General features: G+C 72.1%; 18 protein-coding genes and 1 riboswitch. Of the genes, 7 read left to right on the top strand and 11 right to left on the bottom strand.

The window, feature by feature from the left end; translation table 11 throughout:
• Positions 1-20: 20 nt before the first annotated feature.
• Entirely contained in the window at positions 21-1,469 is a 1,449-nt protein-coding gene (locus ACZ69Q_RS39830; protein ID WP_471052250.1) for a glycine hydroxymethyltransferase, read from the bottom strand.
• 31 nt (positions 1,470-1,500) lie between these two features.
• A riboswitch (ZMP/ZTP riboswitch) is annotated at positions 1,501-1,598 on the bottom strand.
• A gap of 161 nt (positions 1,599-1,759) precedes the next feature.
• Here ACZ69Q_RS39830 and rocD point away from each other — a divergent pair.
• Together rocD and ACZ69Q_RS39820 are read left to right on the top strand one after the other, a co-directional pair.
• On the top strand, positions 1,760-2,974 hold the full coding sequence (gene rocD, locus ACZ69Q_RS39825; RefSeq protein ID WP_471052249.1) for an ornithine--oxo-acid transaminase: 1,215 nt from the start codon (positions 1,760-1,762) through the stop codon (positions 2,972-2,974).
• Between the two features lie 138 nt (positions 2,975-3,112).
• On the top strand, positions 3,113-4,153 hold the full coding sequence (locus ACZ69Q_RS39820; RefSeq protein ID WP_471052246.1) for an AraC family transcriptional regulator: 1,041 nt from the start codon (positions 3,113-3,115) through the stop codon (positions 4,151-4,153).
• A 135-nt stretch (positions 4,154-4,288) separates the two neighbouring features.
• Here ACZ69Q_RS39820 and ACZ69Q_RS39815 read toward each other — a convergent pair whose 3' ends face one another.
• Together ACZ69Q_RS39815 and ACZ69Q_RS39810 are read right to left on the bottom strand one after the other, a co-directional pair.
• Entirely contained in the window at positions 4,289-5,473 is a 1,185-nt protein-coding gene (locus ACZ69Q_RS39815) for a glutathionylspermidine synthase family protein (protein WP_471052243.1), read from the bottom strand.
• 16 nt (positions 5,474-5,489) lie between these two features.
• Entirely contained in the window at positions 5,490-5,846 is a 357-nt protein-coding gene (locus tag ACZ69Q_RS39810; protein WP_471052240.1) for a hypothetical protein, read from the bottom strand.
• A gap of 157 nt (positions 5,847-6,003) precedes the next feature.
• Between ACZ69Q_RS39810 and ACZ69Q_RS39805 the strand changes: the two genes are divergently transcribed.
• On the top strand, positions 6,004-6,831 hold the full coding sequence (locus ACZ69Q_RS39805; RefSeq protein WP_471052237.1) for a DMT family protein: 828 nt from the start codon (positions 6,004-6,006) through the stop codon (positions 6,829-6,831).
• Positions 6,832-7,117: 286 nt separating this feature from the next.
• On the opposite strand, the gene pdxR is transcribed toward ACZ69Q_RS39805, so the two are convergent.
• Positions 7,118-8,506 carry a MocR-like pyridoxine biosynthesis transcription factor PdxR gene (gene pdxR / locus ACZ69Q_RS39800; protein WP_471052235.1) on the bottom strand — a complete coding sequence of 463 codons (1,389 nt, stop codon included), beginning with the start codon at positions 8,504-8,506 and terminating at the stop codon, positions 7,118-7,120.
• A gap of 47 nt (positions 8,507-8,553) precedes the next feature.
• On the opposite strand from pdxR, the gene ACZ69Q_RS39795 reads away from it, so the two are divergent.
• From ACZ69Q_RS39795 to ACZ69Q_RS39785, 3 genes are read left to right on the top strand one after another with little or no spacing between them, the layout of a single operon-like run.
• On the top strand, positions 8,554-9,066 hold the full coding sequence (locus ACZ69Q_RS39795) for a carboxymuconolactone decarboxylase family protein (protein ID WP_471052233.1): 513 nt from the start codon (positions 8,554-8,556) through the stop codon (positions 9,064-9,066).
• 25 nt (positions 9,067-9,091) lie between these two features.
• Positions 9,092-9,568 (top strand): carboxymuconolactone decarboxylase family protein, encoded by a 477-nt coding sequence (locus ACZ69Q_RS39790; protein ID WP_471052231.1) that lies wholly within the window; start codon positions 9,092-9,094, stop codon positions 9,566-9,568.
• Complete coding sequence (locus ACZ69Q_RS39785) at positions 9,565-10,323, top strand: isocitrate lyase/PEP mutase family protein (RefSeq protein WP_471052229.1); 759 nt, start codon at positions 9,565-9,567, stop codon at positions 10,321-10,323. The genes ACZ69Q_RS39790 and ACZ69Q_RS39785 overlap by 4 nt, the downstream gene beginning before the upstream one ends.
• 4 nt (positions 10,324-10,327) lie before the next feature.
• On the opposite strand, the gene ACZ69Q_RS39780 is transcribed toward ACZ69Q_RS39785, so the two are convergent.
• From ACZ69Q_RS39780 to ACZ69Q_RS39760, 5 genes are all read right to left on the bottom strand, one after another.
• A complete protein-coding gene (locus ACZ69Q_RS39780; RefSeq protein ID WP_471052227.1) occupies positions 10,328-11,287 on the bottom strand; it encodes an ABC transporter substrate-binding protein in 960 nt (319 codons plus the stop codon).
• 1 nt (position 11,288) lies between these two features.
• The gene (locus ACZ69Q_RS39775; RefSeq protein WP_471052225.1) at positions 11,289-13,238 is read right to left on the bottom strand and encodes an ABC transporter permease; all 1,950 of its coding nucleotides are present in this window, start codon (positions 13,236-13,238) and stop codon (positions 11,289-11,291) included.
• The gene (locus ACZ69Q_RS39770; RefSeq protein ID WP_471052222.1) at positions 13,238-14,371 is read right to left on the bottom strand and encodes a quaternary amine ABC transporter ATP-binding protein; all 1,134 of its coding nucleotides are present in this window, start codon (positions 14,369-14,371) and stop codon (positions 13,238-13,240) included. The genes ACZ69Q_RS39775 and ACZ69Q_RS39770 overlap by 1 nt, the downstream gene beginning before the upstream one ends.
• Positions 14,371-15,900, bottom strand: coding sequence for a GMC family oxidoreductase (locus tag ACZ69Q_RS39765; protein ID WP_471052219.1), 1,530 nt, complete (start codon positions 15,898-15,900; stop codon positions 14,371-14,373). Before ACZ69Q_RS39765 ends, ACZ69Q_RS39770 begins: the two co-directional genes overlap by 1 nt.
• Positions 15,901-16,040: 140 nt before the next feature.
• Complete coding sequence (locus tag ACZ69Q_RS39760; protein WP_471052216.1) at positions 16,041-17,567, bottom strand: aldehyde dehydrogenase family protein; 1,527 nt, start codon at positions 17,565-17,567, stop codon at positions 16,041-16,043.
• Positions 17,568-17,752: 185 nt separating this feature from the next.
• On the opposite strand from ACZ69Q_RS39760, the gene ACZ69Q_RS39755 reads away from it, so the two are divergent.
• On the top strand, positions 17,753-18,640 hold the full coding sequence (locus ACZ69Q_RS39755) for a GNAT family N-acetyltransferase (protein ID WP_471052214.1): 888 nt from the start codon (positions 17,753-17,755) through the stop codon (positions 18,638-18,640).
• A 9-nt stretch (positions 18,641-18,649) separates the two neighbouring features.
• Here ACZ69Q_RS39755 and ACZ69Q_RS39750 read toward each other — a convergent pair whose 3' ends face one another.
• Together ACZ69Q_RS39750 and ACZ69Q_RS39745 are read right to left on the bottom strand one after the other, a co-directional pair.
• Positions 18,650-20,635 (bottom strand): hypothetical protein, encoded by a 1,986-nt coding sequence (locus ACZ69Q_RS39750; protein WP_471052211.1) that lies wholly within the window; start codon positions 20,633-20,635, stop codon positions 18,650-18,652.
• Positions 20,632-22,782, bottom strand: a complete 2,151-nt coding sequence (locus ACZ69Q_RS39745; RefSeq protein WP_471052208.1) for a serine/threonine-protein kinase — start codon at positions 22,780-22,782, stop codon at positions 20,632-20,634. Before ACZ69Q_RS39745 ends, ACZ69Q_RS39750 begins: the two co-directional genes overlap by 4 nt.
• Between the last annotated feature and the right edge of the window lie 60 nt (positions 22,783-22,842).

The raw sequence follows: 22,842 nt of genomic DNA, 5'->3' as shown, positions 1-22,842 counted from the left end.
GTCGGCGCAGGTGGCGGGCGTCAGCCCAGGTCGATCTCCGGGTACAGCGGGAAGCCGGTGACGAGGTCGGTGGCGCGGTGGGAGATCTCGTCGGCGACCTTCGGGTCGAGGACGTGAGCGGCCTTGGACGGGGCACCCGACTTGGTCGTGCCGGCCTCGGTCGTGGTGAGGACGCGGTCGATGAGGGCGGCGACCTCGTCCATCTCGGCGGTGCCCAGGCCACGGGTGGTGAGGGCAGGGGTGCCGATGCGGATGCCGGAGGTGTACCAGGCACCGTTGGGGTCGGCCGGGATGGCGTTGCGGTTGGTGACGATGCCGGACTCGAGGAGCGCGGCCTCGGCCTGGCGGCCGGTGAGGCCGTAGGAGGAGGCGACGTCGATCAGGTTCAGGTGGTTGTCGGTGCCGCCGGTCACCAGGGTCGCGCCACGGCGCATCAGGCCCTCGGCCAGCGCGCGGGAGTTGTCGACGATGCGCTGGGCGTAGTCCTGGAAGGAGGGACGGCGGGCCTCCGCGAGGGCGACGGCCTTGGCGGCCATCACGTGCGGGAGCGGGCCGCCGAGGACCATCGGGCAGCCGCGGTCGACCTGGTCCTTGAGGGAGTCGTCGCACAGGACCATGCCGCCGCGCGGGCCTCGCAGCGACTTGTGGGTGGTGGTGGTGACGATCTGGGCGTGCGGGACCGGGTCGAAGTCGCCGGTGAGGACCTTGCCGGCGACGAGACCCGCGAAGTGGGCCATGTCGACCATGAGCGTGGCGCCGACCTCGTCGGCGATCTCGCGCATGATCCGGAAGTTCACGAGACGGGGGTAGGCGGAGTAGCCGGCGACGATGATCAGCGGCTTGAACTCGCGGGCCGAGGCACGCAGCGCCTCGTAGTCGATCAGGCCCGTGGCGGAGTCGGTGCCGTAGGAGCGCTGGTCGAACATCTTGCCGGAGATGTTGGGGCGGAAGCCGTGGGTGAGGTGGCCGCCGGCGTCCAGGGACATGCCGAGCATGCGCTGGTTGCCGAAGGCCTTGCGCAGCTCGGCCCAGTCGGCCTCGGAGAGGTCGTTGACCTGGCGGACACCGGCCTTCTCCAGGGCGGGGGCCTCGACGCGGGCGGCGAGGACGGCCCAGAAGGCGACGAGGTTGGCGTCGATGCCGGAGTGGGGCTGGACGTAGGCGTGGCGGGCGCCGAAGAGCTCGCGGGCGTGCTCGGCGGCGATCGACTCGACGGTGTCGACGTTGCGACAGCCGGCGTAGAAGCGGCGGCCGATGGTGCCCTCGGCGTACTTGTCGCTGAACCAGTTGCCCATCGCCAGGAGGGTGGCCGGGGAGGCGTAGTTCTCGGAGGCGATCAGCTTGAGCATCTCGCGCTGGTCGGCGACCTCCTGGCCGATGGCGTCGGCCACGCGCGGCTCGACGGCGCGGATCACGTCGAGGGCGGAGCGGAAGGCGGTGGACTCGGTGGAGAGGGGCTCGGCGGGCATGGGGACCTCCGGACGTCGTGTGCAGCGATCACGGTACGGCCCAGGCGCACGGCACTCGGTCTGGACTTCGGTCCAGGGGCCGCTCCCCGATGGTTGGTCCATCCCAGCGCGCCAGTCACGGCCCGTCGATCAGCCTACCGGGCGGGCCGGCGCGCCATGGCCGCGCGTCCACCATGCGGGCCACGATAGGAGAGGGCGGCACAGCACGCGTGAGGCAGGAAATGGACAGTGGCCGTGAGCCTCGTGACTGCCAGGACACGAGCCCTCGCGGCGGCGGAACGGAGAGCCCCGTGACTACGTCGAGCACCACCGAAGCGCAGATCGCCGAGATCGACGCGCACAGCGCGCACAACTACCACCCGTTGCCGCTCGTGGTGGCGACGGCGGACGGGGCCTGGATGACGGATGTGGAGGGACGGCGGTATCTGGATCTGCTGGCGGGGTATTCGGCGCTCAATTTCGGGCACGGCAACCGGCGGATCCTGGCGGCGGCGAAGGCGCAGTTGGAGCGGGTGACGCTGACGTCGCGGGCGTTTCACCACGACCGGTTCGCGGCGTTCTGCGCGCAGCTCGCCGAGCTGTGCGGGATGGAGATGGTGCTGCCGATGAACACCGGGGCGGAGGCGGTGGAGACGGCGGTGAAGATGGCCCGGAAGTGGGGGTACCGGATCAAGGGCGTGCCGGCGGAGATGGCGAAGATCGTGGTCGCGGGCAACAACTTCCACGGCCGTACGACGACGATCATCAGTTTCTCCACCGATCCGGAGGCACGGGCGGACTTCGGGCCGTACACGCCGGGCTTCGAGATCGTGCCGTACGGGGATCTGACGGCGATGCGGGAGGCGTTGACGGAGAACACGGTGGCCGTGCTGCTGGAGCCGATCCAGGGCGAGGCGGGGGTGCTCATGCCGCCGGCCGGTTATCTGCCGGCGGTGCGGGAGCTGACGCGCGAGCGGAACGTGCTGTTCATGGCGGACGAGATCCAGTCGGGGCTGGGGCGTACGGGGCGCACCTTCGCGTGCGAGCACGAGGGGGTCGTGCCCGATGTGTATGTGCTGGGCAAGGCGCTCGGGGGCGGGGTGGTGCCGGTGTCGGCGGTGGTGTCGTCGGCCGATGTGCTCGGGGTGTTCGGGCCCGGGGAGCACGGGTCGACGTTCGGCGGGAATCCGCTGGCGTGTGCGGTGGCGCTGGAGGTGATCGCGATGCTGCGGACGGGCGAGTTCCAGGAGCGGGCGGCCGAGCTGGGCGCCCATCTGCACCGGGAGCTGGGCCTGTTGACCGGGACGGGGCGGGTGACGGAGGTGCGGGGCCGCGGGCTGTGGGCGGGGGTCGACATCGCGCGGGCGTACGGCACGGGGCGGGAGGTGTCCGAGAAGCTGATGGACCGGGGTGTGCTGGTGAAGGACACCCATGGAGCGACGATCCGGATCGCGCCGCCCCTGGTGATCGGGAAGGAGGATCTGGACTGGGGGCTCGCCCAGTTGCGGGGCGTTCTCGGGGTGTGAAGCGCGCCGCCGGGTCAGGGGGCCGTCGGGCTCAGCGGGGCGTATGCGGACTGCGCCCGTCCTTCTCCGCCACTGGGATTCCGGGGCGGCGCGGCGCCGGGGGCGGTACGTTCCGTACAGGACGCGTGACGGAGAGGCATGGGCGTCATGGGCGGAGCGGGGTCGGGGTCCGGGGCCGGGGGTGCGGGGCGGGGGCTGCTCTTCCGGGGCAGTGATGTCGAGGAGTTGCACGCCCTTGTCAGCGCGCGGTTCGCGCCGCATCGGCTGACGGTGCTGGACGAGCATCCGGTGGACGGGCGGTTCCGTTGTGTGCAGGAAGGTGGCGTGGCGCTCTATGAGCTGGGGTACGGGGCGGAGGTCGATGTCACGCCGGGTGAGCTGCCGGAGTTCTACAACATCCATGTCCCGCTCGCGGGGGACGGTGTCGTCACGGCGGACGGGGTGGCCCTGGCGTCGTCGCTCAGTGTCGTCAATCCGGGGCAGCGGCTGTCGATGCGGTGGAGCGGGGAGACCCTGAACCGGGTGCTGATCATCCCCCGGGCCACGCTCGACGCGGCGCTCGCGGTGCGGCTGGGGGAACTGCCGTCCGCGCCGCTGCGGTTCGCACCGGTGCTGGATCCGCGGGTGGGGGTGGTCAGGGCGTGGTTGCGGGTGGTGCGGGCGTTCGCCGAGTTCGCCGACTCGGAGTTGGCGGCGCGCTCGCCGCTGGGCGTGGGGCACTTCGAGCAGTTGGTGGTGAACGGGCTGCTGGACGCCCAGCCGCATGTGCTCAGCGACACGGTGGCGGGGCGGGGGCCGGCGGTGCTGCCCAGTGCCGTGCGCCGTGCCGCGGACTTCTGTGCCGAGCACGCCCATGAGCCGATATCCGTGGCCGACATGGCGGTGGCGGCGCGGGTCAGTGTGCGCAGTCTGCGGGAGGGGTTCCGGGTGCATCTGGCCACGACTCCGCTGGCGTATCTGCGGCGGGTCCGGCTGGATCTGGCGCGGCGTGATCTGCTGGCCATCGCGGACGGGCACGGGCTCGGGACGGTCACCGATGTGGCGTTGCGGTGGGGGTTCGCGCATCTGGGGCGGTTCACGGGGCACTATCGGCAGGTGTACGGGGAGACGCCGTCACAGACGTTGCGGCGGAGTTCGGGCTATCCACAAAAGGGTGCGATTCCCGTCGTAAGCGGATAGCTGGACGGTGGGTGCCGGCGCGATGCTGGAGGCCTGCCGCCCGGGTCGTGGACGGTGGTTCGGGGGAGCCGAGCCGGGCGGCAGCACCGACGGCACCTGCCCGAACTCGCCCGGCCCATCGCCGGTGTGCGGGCGTCAGAGGATCACGTGCGGCAGGAAGCGTGCGTACTCGTCCGTGATCAGGCCTGACGACTCGCGGATGCCGAGGCCCGCCGACTCGTCCTCGACGACCCACGCGCCGAGGACGACGTGGTTGCCGTCGAAGGCGGGCAGCGGGGCCAACCGCTGGTAGCAGCAGGGTTCGTCGCGGACGACCGCCTCGGCGCCGGGTTCGTGGATGGTCACGCCCGCGCCCTCGCGGCCCAGCAGGGGCTTGGCGACATAGCCGGTGGTGTCCGCCAGTTCCCGGGGGCCGTCGAGGTACGCGGGAAGCAGGTTCGGGTGGTCCGGGTAGAGCTCCCAGAGGACGGCGAGGAGGGCCTTGTTGCTGAGGAGCATCTTCCAGGCCGGCTCGATCCACAGGGTCGTGCCCGTGCCGCCGCCGTTGTCGAGGGTGTCAAGGACGTGGCCGGCGAAGCGGTCGGTGGTGAGCCACTCCCAGGGGTAGAGCTTGAAGCAGCTACGGATGAAGCGGAGTTGCCGGTCCACGAAGCGGCCCGAGAGCCGGTCCCAGCCGATCTCCTCCATGGAGATCCAGCCGGTGTCCAGGCCCGCCTGTTCCGCGGTCTCCTTCAGATAGGCGACCGTCATCATGTCCTCGCCGAGTTCGTCGGCCGAGGAGTACGCGAAGTGCAGCGGGGCGCCGGGCGGGAGCAGGGCGGCCTGTTTCTTCCAGGCGGCGACGAGGCGTTCGTGCAGGGAGTTCCACTGGTCGGCGCCGGGGAAGCGGTCCTCCATCCAGAACCACTGGGGCGAGGCGGCCTCGACCAGGGAGGTGGGGGTGTCGGCGTTGTACTCCAGGAGCCTGGCCGGGCCGTTGCCGTCGTAGTGGAGGTCGAAGCGGCCGTAGACGGAGGGCAGTTCGGCGCGGCGGCGCCAGGCCTCGGCGACCGCGCTCGCGATGCGCGGGTCGGTGATGCCGAGGTCGGCGAAGCGGTCGGCGGCGACGATGTGCTCCGCCGCGGCGAGGCACATGCGGTGGAGTTCCTCGACGGTCGCCTCCAGCGCCTCGACCTCCGGGAGGGAGAACACGTAGTAGGCGCTCTCGTCCCAGTACGGTCTCAGGGAGTCGTCCGGATGGCGGGTGAGGGGGTAGATGAGGCCCTGCTCCTCGACGGTCTGCTGCCAGTCGGGGCGGGGTTCGATCGTGCGGCGCTGCATCGTGTACGGGTCCTGCTCAGCCGCCGCCGCTGCCGGAACCCGAGCAGCCGAAGCCGCCTCGGTCTACGGCCTGGCTGCGGCTGAAGGTGCCGTAGTCGGCGTAGCCGTCGTCGGTGTCGGCGTCGTAGTACCAGGCGGCGTCGGAGGTGCCGGTCTTCTTCTTGCCGCCCTTGCCGCCATTGCCGTAGGAGGAGCCGGCGCCGGACTTGCAGTTCTTGTCCGCGACGATCTTGTAGCCCTCGTAGGTGTAGCTGTCGCGGTCGACGCAGCGGCGGTCGGGATCGGAGCTGCACGAGGTCAGGGCTGCAGCGATGACTCCCATGCCGCCCAGTACGACCGTGCTCGAGCGCAGTCTGCGTCGTGTTTCCGCCATGTGTGTCTCCCCCGATGTCCGATGAGCCGGTTGCCGGACCGGTTGTCGTCTGGTTGTCCGTGGTTTGTCAGGCGGACAGCCTAGAGATCGGTGAGAGCGCGGCTGTCGGGGGGCTGCCGATCTTCGACTCACCTACAGTCGCTTTGTGCTGTTCGGGATGTTGTGTGCGCTGGGTGCGGCGGTCTGTTTCGGTGCGGCGACCGTGTTGCAGGCGATGGCCGCCCGGACGGCGAGTGCGCAGGGGGACCGCGGTGGCGAGGCGGGGGTTCTGCTGCGGGCGCTGCGACAGTGGCGGTATCTGGCCGGGCTTGGGCTGGACGGGCTGGGGTTCGTGTTCCAGGTCCTCGCTCTGCGGTCGATTCCCATCTACGCCGTCGGGGCGGCGCTGGCGTCCAGTCTCGCGGTGACCGCGGTGGTCGCGGCGCGGCTGCTGCGGGTGCAGTTGCGGCGGGCCGAGTGGGGCGCGGTGGGGGTGGTGGTTGCCGGGTTGGCGATGCTGGGGCTGTCGGCGGGGACGGAGGGGGATACGGGCGGGTCGGACGCGCTCAAGTTCGCGATGCTCGGGGTGGCGCTGACCATACTCGGGGTGGGGCTGGCGGGTGGGCGGCTGCCGGAGCGGGGGCGGGGGCTGGTGCTCGGGCTGGCGGCCGGGTTCGGGTTCGGGGTGGTGGAGGTGGCGGTACGGCTGATCGACTCGTTGGCGGTGCCGGAGTTGCTGGCGAATCCGGCGACGTATGCGCTGCTGTTGGGGGGCGGGGCGGCGTTCTTGGCGCTGACGTCGGCGTTGCAGCGGGGGTCGGTGACGGTGGCCACGGCGGCGATGGTCATCGGGGAGACGGTGGGGCCGGCGCTGGTGGGGGTGGTGTGGCTGGGGGATCGGACTCGGGAGGGGTTGGCGTGGTTGGCGGTGCTGGGGTTTGTGGTGTCGGTGGCGGGGGCGCTGGCGTTGGCACGGTTCGGGGAGGCGCCGGGGGAGGACGGGTGAGCGTTCGTCGTGGCTGAGGCCGGGGAGGTCGCCCCCGCCGCCCCTGCCCTTCCCGTCCCCGGGGACTGCCGCCCCCGGACCCCCGCTTCGGCCTGAACGGCCTCGTCCTCAAACGCCGGACGGGCTGAAGGATTGCGGACCGGCCGTCGTCACACGCCGGACCGGTGGAAGATGCGGACCCGCCCGTCCCCAGATCCAGGACCGCCTGAACCATCCGGACCCGCCCCTCACCAAATGCCGGACCGGCTGACAGCAACCGGGCCGGCGTTGACCGGCGCCCCAGTCCTCACGGCAGCACCCTGCACAGCGCCTCCAACGCCCCCGCCCACGCATGGTCCGGTGGTGTTCCGTAGCCCACGACCAGGGCGTCCAGGGGGGTCGTCGTCGCCTTCTCGTGGCGGTAGGCCGTCAGGCCGTGGAGGGCCAGGCCCTGCCAGGTCGCTGCGCGGAGCACGGAGTGTTCGGTGCCGGGCGGGAGGCGGAGGACTGCGTGGAGGCCCGCGGCGATGCCGGTGACCCGGAGGTGGGGGGCGTGGGTGGACAGGGCGCGGACCAGGGCGTCCCGGCGCCGCCGGTAGCGCAGGCGGGCGGCGCGGACGTGACGGTCGTAGGCGCCGGACGTGAGGAACTCGGCCAGGGTGAGCTGGTCCAGGATGCCGCAGGTGTCCGAGCCGCCCTTCGCCGCAGTCACCTCATCCACCAGTGCAGGGGGCAATACCATCCAGGCCAGGCGCAACCCGGGGGCGAGGGACTTGCTGGCGGTGCCGAGGTAGACGACGTTGTCGGGGTCCAGGCCCTGGAGCGCCCCGACGGGCTGGCGGTCGTAGCGGAACTCGCCGTCGTAGTCGTCCTCCAGGACCAGTCCGCCGGTGCGGCGCGCCCAGTCCACCACCGTCGCACGGCGGTCACGGTGCAGGGGTACGCCCATCGGGAACTGGTGGGCGGGGGTGAGGAGCACGGCCGACTGAGAGGTCAACTCCGCCGGGTTCGTGCCCAGTTCGTCGAAGGGGAGGGGGTGCGTGGTCAGGCCGGCCGCCGTGAGCTGGTTCCAGTGCGGGGGCAGGCCGTACGACTCCACCGCCACCGTCCGCAGGTCGCGCGCCCGCAGCACCCTGCCGAGCAGTTGGAGGCCGTGCACGAAACCGGAGCACACCACGACGCGGCCGGGGTCGGCGCGTACGCCCCGCGCTCGGGAGAGGTAGCCGGCGAGAGCGGTGCGCAGCTCGGCGTGACCGCGCGGGTCGCCGTAGCCGAGGGACCGGTTCGGGGCGGCCAGGAAGGCGCGGCGGGCCGCCCTGAGCCACTCGGCGCGAGGAAAGGCGGCCAGGTCGGGCGTGCCGGGGACCAGGTCGTAGGCGGGGCGCGGGCGCTCGGGGCGAGGGGCGGCGGTCCTGCCCGTCGGCGGGGTCACCGTACGGTCGGCGACCCGGGTGCCCGAGCCCTGGCGGGCGGTGAGCCAGCCCTCCGCGACCAGTTCGGCGTAGGCCTCGGCGACCGTGTTGCGGGCGATGCCGAGGTCGGCGGCGAGGGAGCGGGAGGACGGCAGACGGATGCCGGGGGCGAGGCGTCCGGTGCGCACCGCCTCGCGCAGGGCGTCGGTCAGGCCGCGGCGCAGGCCCGGTCCCGCCGGTTCCAGATGGAGGTCGACGCCGAAAGTGGCCCAAGGTTTCGCCATGGAAGTGGACCATACTCCTGGGCTGCTTCGCTCCTAGGGTCGAGATCATGACGACCACCGAAGAGAGCACGGCGACGACCGTGACGTACGCGACCGAACCGACCCCGCGTCTCGACTGGGCCGCGCTCGCCCCCGACGTGTTCAAGGCCATGGTCCGGCTCGACGCGGCGGCCGGGCGGGGACTCGACCCGGCCCTGCGCGAGCTGGTGAAGATCCGCGCGTCGCAGATCAACCACTGCGCGTTCTGCCTCGACATGCACACCAAGGACGCGCTCGCGGCGGGTGCGAGTGTCGAGCGGATCGTGCAGCTCAGCGCGTGGGAGGAGTCGCGGCACTTCTACACCGAGAGGGAGCTCGCGGCGCTGGAGCTGACGGAGGCGGTGACCGTCCTGACCGACGGTTTCGTGCCGGACGAGGTCTACGAGCGTGCCGCCCGGCACTTCGAGGAGGCCGAGCTGGCGCAGCTCATCGCCGCGATCAGCGTGATCAACGCGTGGAACCGGTTCGGCGTGACGTGCCGGCGGACTCCGGGCCACTACCAGCCGGGGCAGTTCCAGTGACCCGCTGTCGGCCGGGGCGGTTCCGGTGAGCGTCCGCACGAAGCGGCTCGACTCCGGCGTCGCGCAGGCGATGTCGGCGGTCAGCGCCGCCGCGAAGAAGGGGCTCGGCGACCCGGCCCTCGCCGAACTCGTCGTGATCCGGGCCTCGCAACTCAACCACTGCGCCTTCTGCCTGGACATGCATCTGGGCATCGCCCGGGAACTCGGGGTGGGTGACCGGCAGTTGGACATGCTGGCGGCCTGGGAGGAGGCCGGGGACGTCTTCGACGAGCGGGAACGGGCCGCGCTCGCGCTGACCGAGGCGGTCACCGTACTCACTGGGGGCACCTCCCAGGCTTTCGGCTCTGGGGGAGGGTTCGTGCCCGATGATGTGTACGACCGGGCCGCCGAGCACTTCGACGGCCCGCGACTCGCCCATCTCGTCGGGCTGGTCGTCGCCATCAACAACTGGAACCGGGTGATGGTCGCCCGGCGCATTCCACCAGGGGGATACACACCGTGACCGACAGCGTGGGCCGCACCGAGACCAAGGTCGAGACCTTCCGCGTACTGCATCGCCGCAAGGCGCCCGGCGACCCGCTGGTCCTGCCGGGCCCCTGGGACGCCGCCTCCGCCCGCGTCTGCGCCGAGGCGGGGTTCCCCGCGCTCGCCACGCCGAGTGCGGGCGTCGCCGCCAGTCTCGGGTACGAGGACGGACAGACCCCGGCCGACGAGATGTTCGCGGCGGTCGCGCGGATCGTCCGGGCGGTCGACGTGCCGGTGTCGGCAGACATCGAGGGCGGATACGGGCTAGCGCCCAGGGAGCTGGTCGAGCGGCTGCTGGAGACGGGCGCGGTGGGGTGCAATCTGGAGGACTCCGAGCACGGCGTCCTCAAGGACCCGCGCGCACACGCCGACTGGCTCGCCGAGGTACGGCACGCCGCCGCCGACCGGCTCTTCGTCAACGCCCGGATCGACACCTTCATCCGGGCACCCGGTGACACCGACCCCAAGCAGGCGGCCGAACAGGCCATCGAGCGGGCCGCGTCGTACGTCGCCGCCGGCGCCGACTGCGTGTATCCGATCGGCGCCCCGGTCGACGTACTGCCGCTGCTGCGGTCCGGCATCCAGGGGCCGGTCAATGTGCACGGCACCGTGACCGGGGACCCCTCGCCCACCGCGCTCGGTGAACTCGGGGCCACCCGGATCACGTTCGGACCGGGACTCCAGCGCGAGGCCGCGCGGGCGCTGCGCGGGATCGCCGCGGACCTGCGCTAGCCGATCAGGACAGCCACGCCTTCCACGTGGACTCGTGGCTGTCCGCCCACTTCTTCGCCGCCTCCTCGGGAGACAGCTTCTGGTCGGCGATCATCAGGGAGACCTCGTTCTGGTCCTCGGTCGTCCACTTGAACTTCTTCAGCAGGGCCGCCGCGTCACCGCCGCTCTTGGCGAAGTCCGCGTTGAGGTACTTCTGGAGCGGGGTGTGCGGATAGGCGCAGGCGACCTTCTCCGGGTCCGCGTCGCAGCCCTCCTTGTACGCCGGCAGCTTCACTTCGGTCATGGGGACCTTCTTGAACAGCCACTGGGGCTCGTACCAGTACGTCAGGAAGGGCTTCTCGGCCTTGGCGAACTGCTTGATCTGGGTGATCTGCGCGGCCTCGGAACCGGCGAACACCACCTGGTAGTCCAGGTCCAGGTTGTTCACCAGCGCCTTGTCGTTGGTGACGTAGGAGGGCGAGCCGTCCATGAGCTGGCCCTTGCCGCCGCTCTCCGCGGTGCGCATCTGATCGGCGTACTTGTCGAGGTTCTTCCAGTCGGTGACGTCCGGGTGCGCCTTCGCGAAGTACGTCGGGACGTACCAGCCGATGTGCCCGGTGACCCCGAGGTCGCCGCCGGGCACGATCGTCTTCTTGTCCTTGACGTACCGCTCCTCCTGGTCCGGGTGGCCCCAGTCCTCCATGATCGCGTCGACCCGGCCCTGGCTGAGCGCGTCCCAGGCGGGGATCTCGTCGACCTGGACGGTGTCGACGCGGTAGCCGAGCTCGTGCTTCAGGAGGTACTGGGCGACGGCCACGTTGGCCTGCGCGCCGACCCAGGACTGCACGGACAGCGTCACGGTCTTCGCGCCCTGCGCGCCCGCGAAGGGCGACGCCTGCTTGGTCATGTCGGCGGCGCCGCAGCCGGACAGCAGCGCCACGGCGGACACGCCGGCCACTACGGCGGTGGTGGTACGGATGCGCATGTCACGCTCCCTTCTTCGCGCGGCGTTCGGTCGGCTGGGTCACCCGGTCCAGCATCAGGCCCAGGCAGACGATCGCGGCACCGGCCACCAGACCGGTCGCCAGGTCGCCCCGGGCGAGGCCGGCGACGACCTCGTAGCCGAGCGCGCCACCGCCGACCAGGCCGCCGATGATGACGACGGCGAGGACCAGGACCACGCCCTGGTTCAGGGCGAGCAGCAGCGCCGGGCGGGCGAGCGGGAGCTGGACCTGCCGCAACTGCTGGGTGGGGGTCGCACCGAGCGAGCGGGCCGACTCCAGGGCGGCCGGGTCGACCTGGCGCAGGCCCTGGGTGGTGATGCGTACGACGGCGGGCAGCGCGTAGACGACGGCCGCCGCGACGGCCGGGGCGCGGCCCACGCCGAACAGGGCCACCACCGGGATCAGGTACACGAACTGCGGCATCGTCTGGAAGACGTCCAGGACGGGGCGCAGCAGGCGCTCGACGCGGTCGCTGCGCGCCGCCGCGATGCCGGTCGCGAAGCCCAGCACCAGAGTGACGGCGACGGCCGCCAGCACCTGGGAGAGCGTGTCGAGGGACGGCTTCCACACACCGAGCGCGCCGATCGCGGCCATGGCGAGCACGGCGGTCAGCGCGGTGCGCCAGGTGCCGATCAGCCAGGCCAGGGCGGCGACGATCAGCAGGACCGACCACCAGGGCAGCCACAGCAGGCCGTCGCGCACGGGGTCGAGGACCCAGGTGGTGAAGTGGGCGGCCCAGTCCGCGGTGCCGCCGACGACGGGGACACCGGTGTAGAGGTGGTCGGTCATCCAGTCGACGGCGCGGTTGACGGGCTCGGCGATGTTCAGGACCCAGGCGTCGGGCCAGTCGAGGCGGCCGGCGAGACGTCCGGCGACGGCGACGGCAGCGGTGCCGGCGAGGGCGTACAGCCACAGCTTGCGGCCGTTCGGCTGCGGCTCCTCGCCGAGCTTCTCCCCCGCAGCGCCGGTCACCCGGTCCAGGACGACGGCGAGCAGCACGATCGGGATGCCGGCCGAGAGCGCGGCGCCCACGTCGACCGAGGCGAGTGCCTGGTAGACGCGGTCACCGAGGCCGCCGGCGCCGATGACCGACGCGATGACGGCCATCGACAGCGCCATCATGATCGTCTGGTTGAGGCCGAGGAGGAGTTCCTTGCGGGCCAGCGGGACGCGGGCGGTCAGCAGGCGCTGCCGCGCGGTGGTGCCGAGCGACTCGACCGCCTCCAGCACCTCCTTGTCGGCGCCGCGCAGACCCAGGGCGGTGAGGCGGGCCATCGGCGGGGCGGCGTAGACGACGGTGGCCAGGACGGCGGCGGGGACGCCGATGCCGAAGACCAGGACGACGGGCAGCAGGTAGGCGAAGGCCGGCAGCACCTGCATGGTGTCCAGGACGGGGCGCAGCATCCGGTCCATACGGTCCGACAGGCCCGCGGCGAGACCCAGCAGCACGCCCACGACGACCGAGGCGAGGACCGCCACGACCATCAGCGCGAGGGTCTGCATGGTGGGCACCCACATGCCGAGGAACCCGCAGGCCAGGAACGCGACACCGGTGCCGGCGGCGAGCCGTGGGCCGGCGACGCGCCAGGCGACCAGGGACGCGGCGGCGGTGACGCCCGCCCATCCGGCCGCGAGCAGCACCAGGTACACGGCGCGTACGCAGATGACGACCGCGTTGCTGATGTGCCCGAGGAAGTAGAGGAACAGCGGGTGGCTGTCGCGGTTGTCGATGATCCAGTCGCTGACCTTGGTCAGCGGTTCGGAGACGTCGACGGTCAGCGCGCCCGGCCAGGCGCCGCTCGCCCAGCGGGCGTCGGCCAGCGGCACGAGGACCGCGGCGGCGAGCGCGAGCAGCAGCAGCTTGCGGACGACGGGATGCTTGAGGAAGCCGGGCAGGGCCGTGCGCGGGGCGGCGGCGGTGACAGTGGCCATCACACGGCCTCCTTGCGCTGCTCCGTCCCCGCTGTGACTGGCCGCTCCGTCCCGGCCACGACCTGGAGAAGCCGCTCGTGGTCGACCACCCCGAGACAGCGGCCGCCCTCCATGACCCGGGCCGGGGCACCGGAGCGCGCCACGGCCTCGATGGCCTCGGACACGGTCGCGTCCGGCGCGAGGGCGGGGCCGTTGCCGGCCTCGTCGGCCGACGCGGCGCGCATGGCCGTACGGACCGTCAGGACCTGTTCGCGCGGGACGTCACGGACGAACTCGCGGACGTAGTCGTCGGCCGGGGAGCCCACGATCTCCTCCGGCGTGCCGAGCTGGACGACACGGCCGTCGCGCATGAGGGCGATGCGGTCGCCGAGCTTGAGGGCCTCGCTGAGGTCATGGGTGATGAAGACCATCGTGCGGCCCTCTTCGCGGTGCAGTCGGACGACCTCCTCCTGCATGTCCCGCCGGATCAGCGGGTCGAGCGCGCTGAACGGCTCGTCGAAGAGCAGGACCTCGGGGTCGACCGCGAGCGCCCGGGCGAGGCCGACGCGCTGGCGCTGACCGCCGGAGAGCTGGCCCGGCCTGCGGTGCTCCATGCCCTCCAGGCCGACCTTGGCCACGACCGCGGCGGCCCGCTCACGGCGCTCCGCCTTGCCGACGCCCTGGATCTCCAGGCCGTAGGCCACGTTGTCCAGGACCGTGCGGTGCGGGAGCAGGCCGAAGTGCTGGAAGACCATCGCGGCGCGGTGGCGGCGCAGTTCGCGCAGCCGGGTCTTGTCCATGGCGCGGACGTCCTCGCCGTCGATGGCTATGGAGCCGGCCGTCGGTTCTATGAGCCGGGTCAGGCAGCGCACCAGGGTGGACTTGCCCGAGCCGGACAGGCCCATCACCACGAAGACCTCGCCCTTGCGGACGTCGAACGACACGTCGCGGACGGCCGCCGTGCAGCCGGTGCGCTCGCGCAGTCCGGCGGGGTCGAGCGCGGTCAGGTCCGGGTCGGCGGGGACGCGGTGGGCCTTGGGGCCGAAGACCTTCCACAGGCCCTCGACGGAGAAGACCGGCTTCTCGGTCGGGGGCTTGCGGGTCTCGGGCGCCTCGGGCATCTCGGGGGTCGTGGTCCGGGTCGTCGTACTCATCACGCCTCACCTCCAATCAGGTCGACGGCCTTCTCCCCGACCATGAGCACCCCGATCATCGGGTTCACGGCGGTCATCGTCGGGAAGACAGAGGCGTCGGCGATACGAATTCCTTGCAGGCCGCGGATCCTCAACTGCGGGTCGACCACGGCCAGTTCGTCGTCGGCGGCGCCCATGCGGCAGGTGCCGGCCGGGTGGTACACGGTGTGCGCGACCTTGCGCGCGTACTCGCTCAGCTCCTCGTCGCTCGTGACGTCCGGGCCGGGGCACACCTCGCGCTTGAGCCAGTTCGCCAGCGGTTCGGTCTTGGCGATCTCGCGGGCGATGCGGATGCCGTCGACGAGGGTGCGGCCGTCGTAGTCGTCCTCGTCGGTGAAGTAGCGGAAGTCGAGCGCGGGCTTCACGGACGGGTCGGCGCTGGTGAGGTACAGCTTGCCGCGGCTCTTGGGCTTGGGGATGTTCGGGGTCATCGAGACGCCGAACTCCGGGCGCTGGTAGCCGAGGCGCTCGGGGTTGTCCGTGAACGGGATCTGGTAGAAGTGGAACATCAGGTCGGGGCCCTGGTGTTCGGGGTCGCGGCGCACGAACAGGCCCGCGTCGGAGTCCATCGCGGAGTTCTCCGGGATCGGTCCGTCGGTCTCCCAGACGATCACCGACTCGGGGTGGTCGAGCAGGTTCTCGCCGACGCCCGGCAGGTCGTGGACGACCGGGATGCCCAGTTGGGCCAGGTCCTCCTTGGGGCCGATGCCGGAGTGCATCAGCAGCCGGGGCGAGTCGACGGCTCCCGCGCACAGGACGACCTCCTGCCGGGCGCGGATCAGGATCTCCTCGCCGTCCTTGGTCCGCACGTGCACGCCCTCGGCGCGAGTGCCGTTCAGCTCCAGCTTGTACGCCCACGTCTCCAGCAGGATCGTGAGGTTGTCCCGCTCGTCCATCACCGGGTGCAGATACGCCACCGACGCCGAGGAGCGCTTGTTGTCCTCCGGGTGGTAGGCGAGGTCGAAGAAGCCGGCGCCCTCGGTGAAGGGCTGCTTGTTGAAGCCCTCGACGCGCGGGACGCCGAGCGCGCCGAGCGCCGCGTCGACGAAGTCGCGGGCGATGGCGTTGCGGTCCTTCTCGTCGACCGGGACGATGTTGTTCTTGAGCCGGGCGTAGTACGCCTCCATCGGGACCGCGCCCCAGCCCTTGGCGCCGGCCTGCTCCCACTCGTCCCAGTCGGACGGCAGCGGCTTGAAGGCGATCAGCGTGTTGTGCGAGGAGCAGCCGCCGAGCACGCGGGCGCGGCTGTGCCGGATGTGCGAGTTGCCGCGGGGCTGCTCGGTGGTCGGGTAGTCGTAGTCCAGCTCGCCGCCGAGCAGACCCATCCAGCGGCGCAGGGTGAGCACGTCGTCCCGGCCGACGTCGCTGGGGCCTCCCTCGATCACGGCGACGGTGGTGTCGGGGTTCTCGGTCAGCCGGGAGGCGATGACGGAACCTGCGGTGCCGCCGCCGATGACGACGTAGTCGTAGACAGGGGGGTTCTGGGACATGGGGGGTACTCCAAGAAGGATCAGGCTTGCGGGGCGGTGACCGCCGCGCCCCCAAGGGGCGCGGGGAACTGCGCGACCAGCCACAACGGCGCGGCACACGGCCGACGGCCGGTAGCGGCAGGTCCGTAGTCGCGACCTGCCTAGCCGGCGAACCAGCGCACGGGCTTCGGCGCCAGGTTCTGGTACACGTGCTTGCTCTCCCGGTACTCGGCGAGTCCGGCGGGGCCGAGTTCACGGCCCACCCCGCTCTTGCCGAAGCCGCCCCACTCCGCCTGGGGGAGGTAGGGGTGGAAGTCGTTGATCCAGACCGTGCCGTGGCGCAGTCGGCCCGCGACCCGGCGGGCCCGTCCGGCGTCGGCGGTCCACACGGCGCCGGCGAGGCCGTACTCGGTGTCGTTGGCGAGGGCGACGGCCTCGTCCTCGGTGCGGAAGGTCTCGACGGTGAGGACCGGGCCGAAGACCTCCTCGCGCACCACGCGCATGTCGCGGTGGCAGTGGTCGAGGACGGTCGGCTCGTAGAAGTAGCCGCTCTGCGGGCGCTCCTCGGACGGCTCGGGCCGCTTGCCGCCGGAGCGCAGCACGGCGCCCTCCTTGAGCGCGGAGTCGACGTAGCCCTCGATCTTGGCGCGCTGCTGCTCGGAGACGAGCGGGCCGCACTCGACGCCGTCGGCGGTGCCGCGGCCGAGGCGGATCTGCTGCGCGCGGCGGGCGAGTTCGGCCACGAAGCGGTCCCGGACGGACTCCTCGATGATCAGGCGGGCGCCCGCCGAGCAGACCTGGCCGCTGTGGATGAAGGCGGCGTTGAGGGCCTGGTCGACGGCGGTGTCGAAGGCCTCGTCGGTGGCGCAGGCGTCGGCGAAGACCACGTTGGGGTTCTTGCCGCCGAGTTCGAGGGCGACCTTCTTGACGGTGGGCGCCGCTGCCTGGGCGACCTTGGTGCCGCTGATCAGGCCGCCGGTGAAGGAGACGAGGTCGACGTCCGGGTGGTCGGAGAGCCGGGCGCCGACGGAGTGGCCCGGGCCGGTCACGATGTTCGCGACGCCGGCCGGCAGGCCCGCCTCGGCGAGCAGCTCGATCAGGGCGATCGTCGTCAGCGGGGTGATCTCGCTGGGCTTGACGACGAAGGTGTTGCCGGCGGCGAGCGCGGGCGCGATCTTCCAGCTCGCCTGGAGCAGCGGGTAGTTCCAGGGCGTGATCAGCCCGCACACGCCGACCGGCTCGTGGACGACGACGCTGTGGATGTCGGGCGAGCCCGCGTCGACGACCCGGCCGGGGGCCTCGGCGGCGACGAGGTCGGCGAAGTAGCGGAAGGCGTCGGCGACGCAGTCGATGTCGACCCGGCCCTCTTCGAGGGTCTTGCCGGCGTCGCGGCTCTCCAGCAGGCCGAGCTTCTCGCGGTCGCGCACGAGCAGGTCGGCCACGCGGCGCAGCAGGGCGGCACGCTCGGCGACGGGCGTGCGGGGCCACTCGCCCTGGCCGCCGTCGAAGGCGCGGCGGGCGGCGTCCACCGCGAGGTCGGTGTCCTTCTCGTCACCCTCCGCGACCAGGGCGAACGGCGCCCCGTCCGCGGGGTCGAGGATCTCGCGCGTCGCGCCGGAGACGGCCGCGCGCCATTCCCCTCCCACGTGGATGGTGTCGCGTGCCTGCAGTTCCGTACTTTCCGCCATGATCGGTGTTGCCTTCCGTTCCTGTTCAGAGCCCCTGTGTCACATGTGTGCCACTCACGGGACCGAGTGCGCCTGCCCCCGGCATACGGATGCATGCGCGATCCATGGCCGAAAGTGCGCTGTGTCACTGAACCGGCGCCGGATTCCTGGACGCGGAAGGAACCTTTGACTAAAGTCAAAGAAATATGGAGCCAGTATCGACGGACCATGTGACGGCCTTCCGCCGCTTCAACCGTTACTTCACGCGCCGAATCGGCGTACTGGACGACCACTACCTCGGCCAGGACCGCCCGCTCGGCGAGGCACGGCTGCTGTTCGAGGTCGGGGACGGGATGTCCCTGCGCGAGCTCAGGAGCCGGCTCGGCCTCGACGCCGGATATCTGAGCCGGATGGCGAAGGCGCTCCAGGCCCAGGGCATGGTCACGCTGAGCGCGCACCCCCGGGACAACAGGCTGCGCAAGATCGAGCTGACGCAGGCCGGGCGGACGGAGGTCAAGGAGCAGAACCGGCGGGCGAACCTGGTCGTGGCCGGGCTGCTCGACGGCCTCAGCGAACCGCAGCGCGCCGAGCTGACCGGGGCGATGGCCACCGCACAGCGCCTGCTGCGCCTCGCGGGCATCACCGTCGCCCTGGTCGACGGCGCCGCCCCGGACGCCAGGGCCTGCCTGGACGGCTACGCCGCCGACATCGACGAGCGTTTCCCCGAGGGGTTCGACAAGCGCGACCTCGTACAGCCGCAGGAGGTGTCCGGCGACTCCGGCGCGTTCTTCGTCGCCTACGAGGAGGACCGGCCGGTGGGCTGCGGCGCGCTACGGCGCCTGGAACCCGGCGTCGGCGAGATCCGCCACGTCTGGGTGCACCCCGCCGCCCGCCGCCTCGGCCTCGCCCGCCGGCTGCTCGGCGCGCTCGAACAGGAGGCCGTCGCACGCGACTTGACCGTCGTACGCCTCGACACCCATGCCGCGCTCACCGAGGCGCAGGCGATGTACCGGGCGTGCGGTTACACGGCCATCCCCGCGTACGACGACAACGTCTACGCCAGCCACTGGTTCGAGAAGCGGCTGGCGCGCTGAGCGGCTCCGTCAGCTCACGAACCAGCCGATCACGATGATCATGGCGACCACGCAGAAGCCCAGGCCGCCCGCGAGCAGACAGCCCGGCGTGCCGAGCCGGCCGACGATCCTGGCCGTGAACGACCGCGGTGCGAGGGGCGGCGGCTGCTGCGGCGGCGTCATGGGTGCCGGGGCGGTGTGGGGCGACGGCAGGGATTGGCCCCCCGGCGGCGCTGACTGCGGCGGTTTGTCGATCCGCATCAGCGCGTTCGCCAGCAGATGGCTCCACACCACCGGCGGCAGATCGGGGACCCGGCCGTCCGGCGGATCGATGATGCTCTGCCGGAGCCAGTTGCCGGTGGTGGGGTGGGAGTCGCGGCTCAACCGGTACAGCAGTTCCTGCAGTTGGCGCAGATGGCGCTCGTCCCTGGCCAGCGGCGCGACCGCCCATGTGAACAGGCGGGCCGCCCGGGACGCCCGGTCCGCTCCCGACCTGCCGTCCGCGGCCGGCCCGTGCGGCGTGAAGTACAGGCCGTTGTATAGCACTTCGGCACACACCTCGTGCCGCATCTCCAGCGGACGCGCACCGGCCCGGTTCGGCTCTCCCAGTACGTCGAGCAGCAACTCCACCGACTCCAGCGGGAGTTCGCGCGAGCACAGCTCGTGCACCAGCACTTCGTCGCGCTGCCTGCGCAACTCCGCCAGCAACATGTTCTGCCCCATGACATCACCGCGCCGGTGACCGCGGAGGTCCTGGTGCAGGGCGGGCTGGTGCAGGGAGTGCGGAGGGGCGGTGGGGGGAGGCGGTGGCAGGGGGGCGGGGTTCTCATGCGGCTGCGGCTGCGGCGGCGAGTACGGCTGCGGGTACGGGTCCGTGCGCGGCTGCGGCGGCGGCTCCGCGTACGACTCCGTGTACGAGGCCGGATACGACTCCGTGTACGACGCCGGTTTCGAAGCCGGATACGGCTCCGAGGCGACGGCGGCTCGGGCCGGGTCACGGTCCCGCGCGGGAGCCTCCGCCGGCACCTCCGGATCCGCCGGCTCCCCCGCGCGGGGCGTGGGCGCCAGTGCCGGGATCCTCGTGCCGTTCGGCGGTGTGCGGTCGGTGCCGAGGATCTCCTTGAGCCGGGCGCGGCGGCGTTCCCAGTCCAGTGCCGCGCCGCCCCGGAGTTCGTCGGCCAGTTGCGGCACACCGGCGTCCGCCTCCGGGTGGGCGAGCACATGCCGTACGAGTTCGGCGGCCGCCCAGAGTTCGAACCTGGGGTTGGCCGGCCTGCCTCCCCTGACCCGGGCCAGCAGGCCGGAGCCGCCGGTGTCCGGGTCCCAGCGCGGGACGGACGTGAGCCGCAGGGGATGGCTGTCCGCGGTGTCGTAGGTGGCGAAGGTCCACTGCTGCTCCAGCCAGGAGCCGAAGAGCAGGAACAGCCCGAGGTAGACCAGCGGCACCGCCTCCTCGTCGGGCCAGCCGGGGTGCCGCTTCTCCTCCATCAGCAGCGACAGCCGCTGGGTGGGATCGCGCAGCCACTCCGCCGCGGTGAGGGTCAGCGCGTGGTTGACCGACGGCAGCCGGTCCAGCATGTCCGGCAACCGCCTGAGCGCCAGCGCGTCGAGCTTCGCGCTCTCGACCGGGTCCTGCTTCCCGGAGGCCGTCTCGGCCTTCTCCCGGCTGCCCCAGCCGCCGTACGCGAGCCCGAGGCACTGACGCACCTTCAGGGTCCCGCGATCACCGACCAGGACATGGCTGACGGTGCTGGGCCGTCCGCCCCGGTCGGTGGTGGGCCAGCGCTGGACGAGCAGCACGGCGCCGTCGCCGGACAGCGTGCGTACGACGCTCGGCCGGGCGGCCGCCGCACCGGACACCCACAGCAACGGGCCCAGTTCCCGGCCGAGTGCCTCGGCGCGCTCGGCGTCGCAGGAATGGGCGACGGCGTTCATGCCGGTGCCCTGGCGGCCGTGGTTGCCGTCCCAGCGGTAGACGACCTGCTGTACCGGTCCCCGGTCCTGGAAGTCGTTCACTGATGTTCCCCTCCCTCGGACCCCTCGGGCTCCTCGGTCCCTTCCGGCGTCTGAAATCCCTCGGCCTGCTGGGCCTCCTCCCACGGCACCGCCTCCAGCGCGGGCGGCTCCCCGACCGCCAACGCGTCGGCACCGCCCGGCACCTGGATCAGCCCGTGCAGGGCGAACAGCGACAGCAGCGGCTCCAGCACCCGCCGGGGTCCCGCCCCCGCGGGATAGCGGCCCTGGTCCTCCTGGCCGCCGGTGGCCGACGCGACATGCAGGGTGCAGCGGCGGATCGCGTCGAAGGGGCGCAGCCACGCCTGGCCCGCGTGCCGGCGCAGCAGCCCGTACAGGTCGCGGCTCTCCTCAAGGATCAGCGCCGGGTCCAGCGAGGAGGCCGGCGGCCGGGTCAGCCAACGGTCGACGGGCGGCTGGAACCTGAGCAGGTCGGCCTTGCCGAGCACCATCGCGGCCGGCACGTCCAGGTACCCGCCGCTCTTCGGCAGCCGGTCCAGGACCGTGCCGAACGCGAGGTCGCCGTCCCGGTTCACCTCCACGCCCCAGCGCTCCCTGGCGTGGTCGAGCTGCGGCAGCGGCAGGGCCAGCGCCGGGTCGACGACGAACACCAGGGCGTCGACGCCGAGCAGGAAGCGCAGCGCCGCGTCGGTGCGGACGAGGTCCTCGCCGCCGAGGTCGAAGAAGGCGACCGGGCGCACCTGTCCGCGCGCGTCGGTGATCAGCAGCGACTCCACGAAGCGGGCGAAGTCGTCCATGCCAAGGGCCGGCGTGTGGTCCAGGACCTTGCCGCTGCGCAGCGGCTGCACCCGGTCGCGTACGAACCGGGCGTGCTGCTCGGGATTGACGGACTGCCACTTCAGGCCGAACGGCTCAAGCCCGCCGTCGGTGATCGCCGCGATCATCTGGGTCAGCAGATGGCTCTTGCCCGTGGAGGACTGGCCGACCATCGCGACCGTCAGCGGGCGGCCGTACGTCAGATAGGGCACCGGGATGTAGTGCGCGGGGAACTCCGGGTCCGCCGTGCACTTCTGGACGGCGCCGCGCATGATGTCGGTCCGCCGCACGGGGTTGTTGATGCCCTTGAGGTCCAGCGGCTTGTACTGCATCCGGCTGTCGGTGACGAACAGCTTGCCGAGGTCGAGCCGGATGGACTCCAGGCAGTACGGGCAAAGCACCTCGGCGCCGGCCTGCTCGGACTCCGATCCTGCGCGCGGGCGGACGGCGGGGGCCTGCCGTTTGAGCCGCAGTGCCTCCTCGAAGGCGTCGTGGTGCGGGCGGGTCTCGTCCGGGGGCACCGCGAGCCGGACGCGGCGGGCGGCGCCCGGCGCCACCAGGTCGAGCACCTGCGCGGGCGTCGGCCGGTCGGCCGCCCTCGTGGCGAAGGCGTCCCGCAGCGTCTGGTCGAGCTTGCGGTGATCGCCCAGGTCCGCGGGCGGCCGGTCGGCGGGGCCCGGTCGTCCGGTCGCCAGCCGGTACAGCACCTGGGCCGCGCTCCACACCGCGTCCCGGGGGTCGGCGAGCCCCTCGCCGCCGCGCTGTTCGGGCGGGCAGAAGGGCGAGCGGCCCCACGGACGCCTCGGCCGTCCGATCCGGGTCACCGACTCCAGCCCCCACATCTGGACCTTCGCACCGTCCCAGAGGACGGACGCGGGCGAGATGCCGCGCGGCACCAGGCCCTGGCCCTCCAGCAGACACAGGGCCAGCATCAGATCGCGGGTGAAGACCTCCTGGTCGGCCGCGCCCATCACATGGATCCGCGAGACGGCGGTGCCGCGCGGCGGGTCGTACAGCAGGAACGGCTCGGCCGTGTCCAGCTCGTGGCCGATGAGCCGTGGGAAGAGCGCCGCGTACTCCGTGTCGCCGAGCACCTGGAGCAACTGCACGGCGGTGCCCGCCTCGGTGTCCAGCAGGGCGCGCGCCGCCGGGTTCGCCGCGTCCTTGGCGCTCAGCCGTACCTGCACGCACTGCTGGCCCTCGTCGTCGAGCACGGCCTTGCGCAGCAGTTGGGGCAGCAGCCGGTCGCGGCGGAACTCCCGGCCGACCCGCACCGGGGTGACGCGCCGGCGCCCCGACGGCACGGTGAAGCCGAGCTTGTCCGGCGGCGGCCCGCCCGGCCCCGGCGGACGGGAATGCGTGGTGCTGGTCACCGGCGGTCCTTTCGTTCGTGCAGGTGCGGCGGGCCGCAGGGGTCCGTGCGGGGCGGTACG

This window comes from Streptomyces sp. NPDC036764 (genome assembly GCF_055609385.1).
The sequence above is the reverse complement of the archived record's forward strand: the minus strand, read 5'-3'. Positions and strand labels throughout refer to the sequence as shown.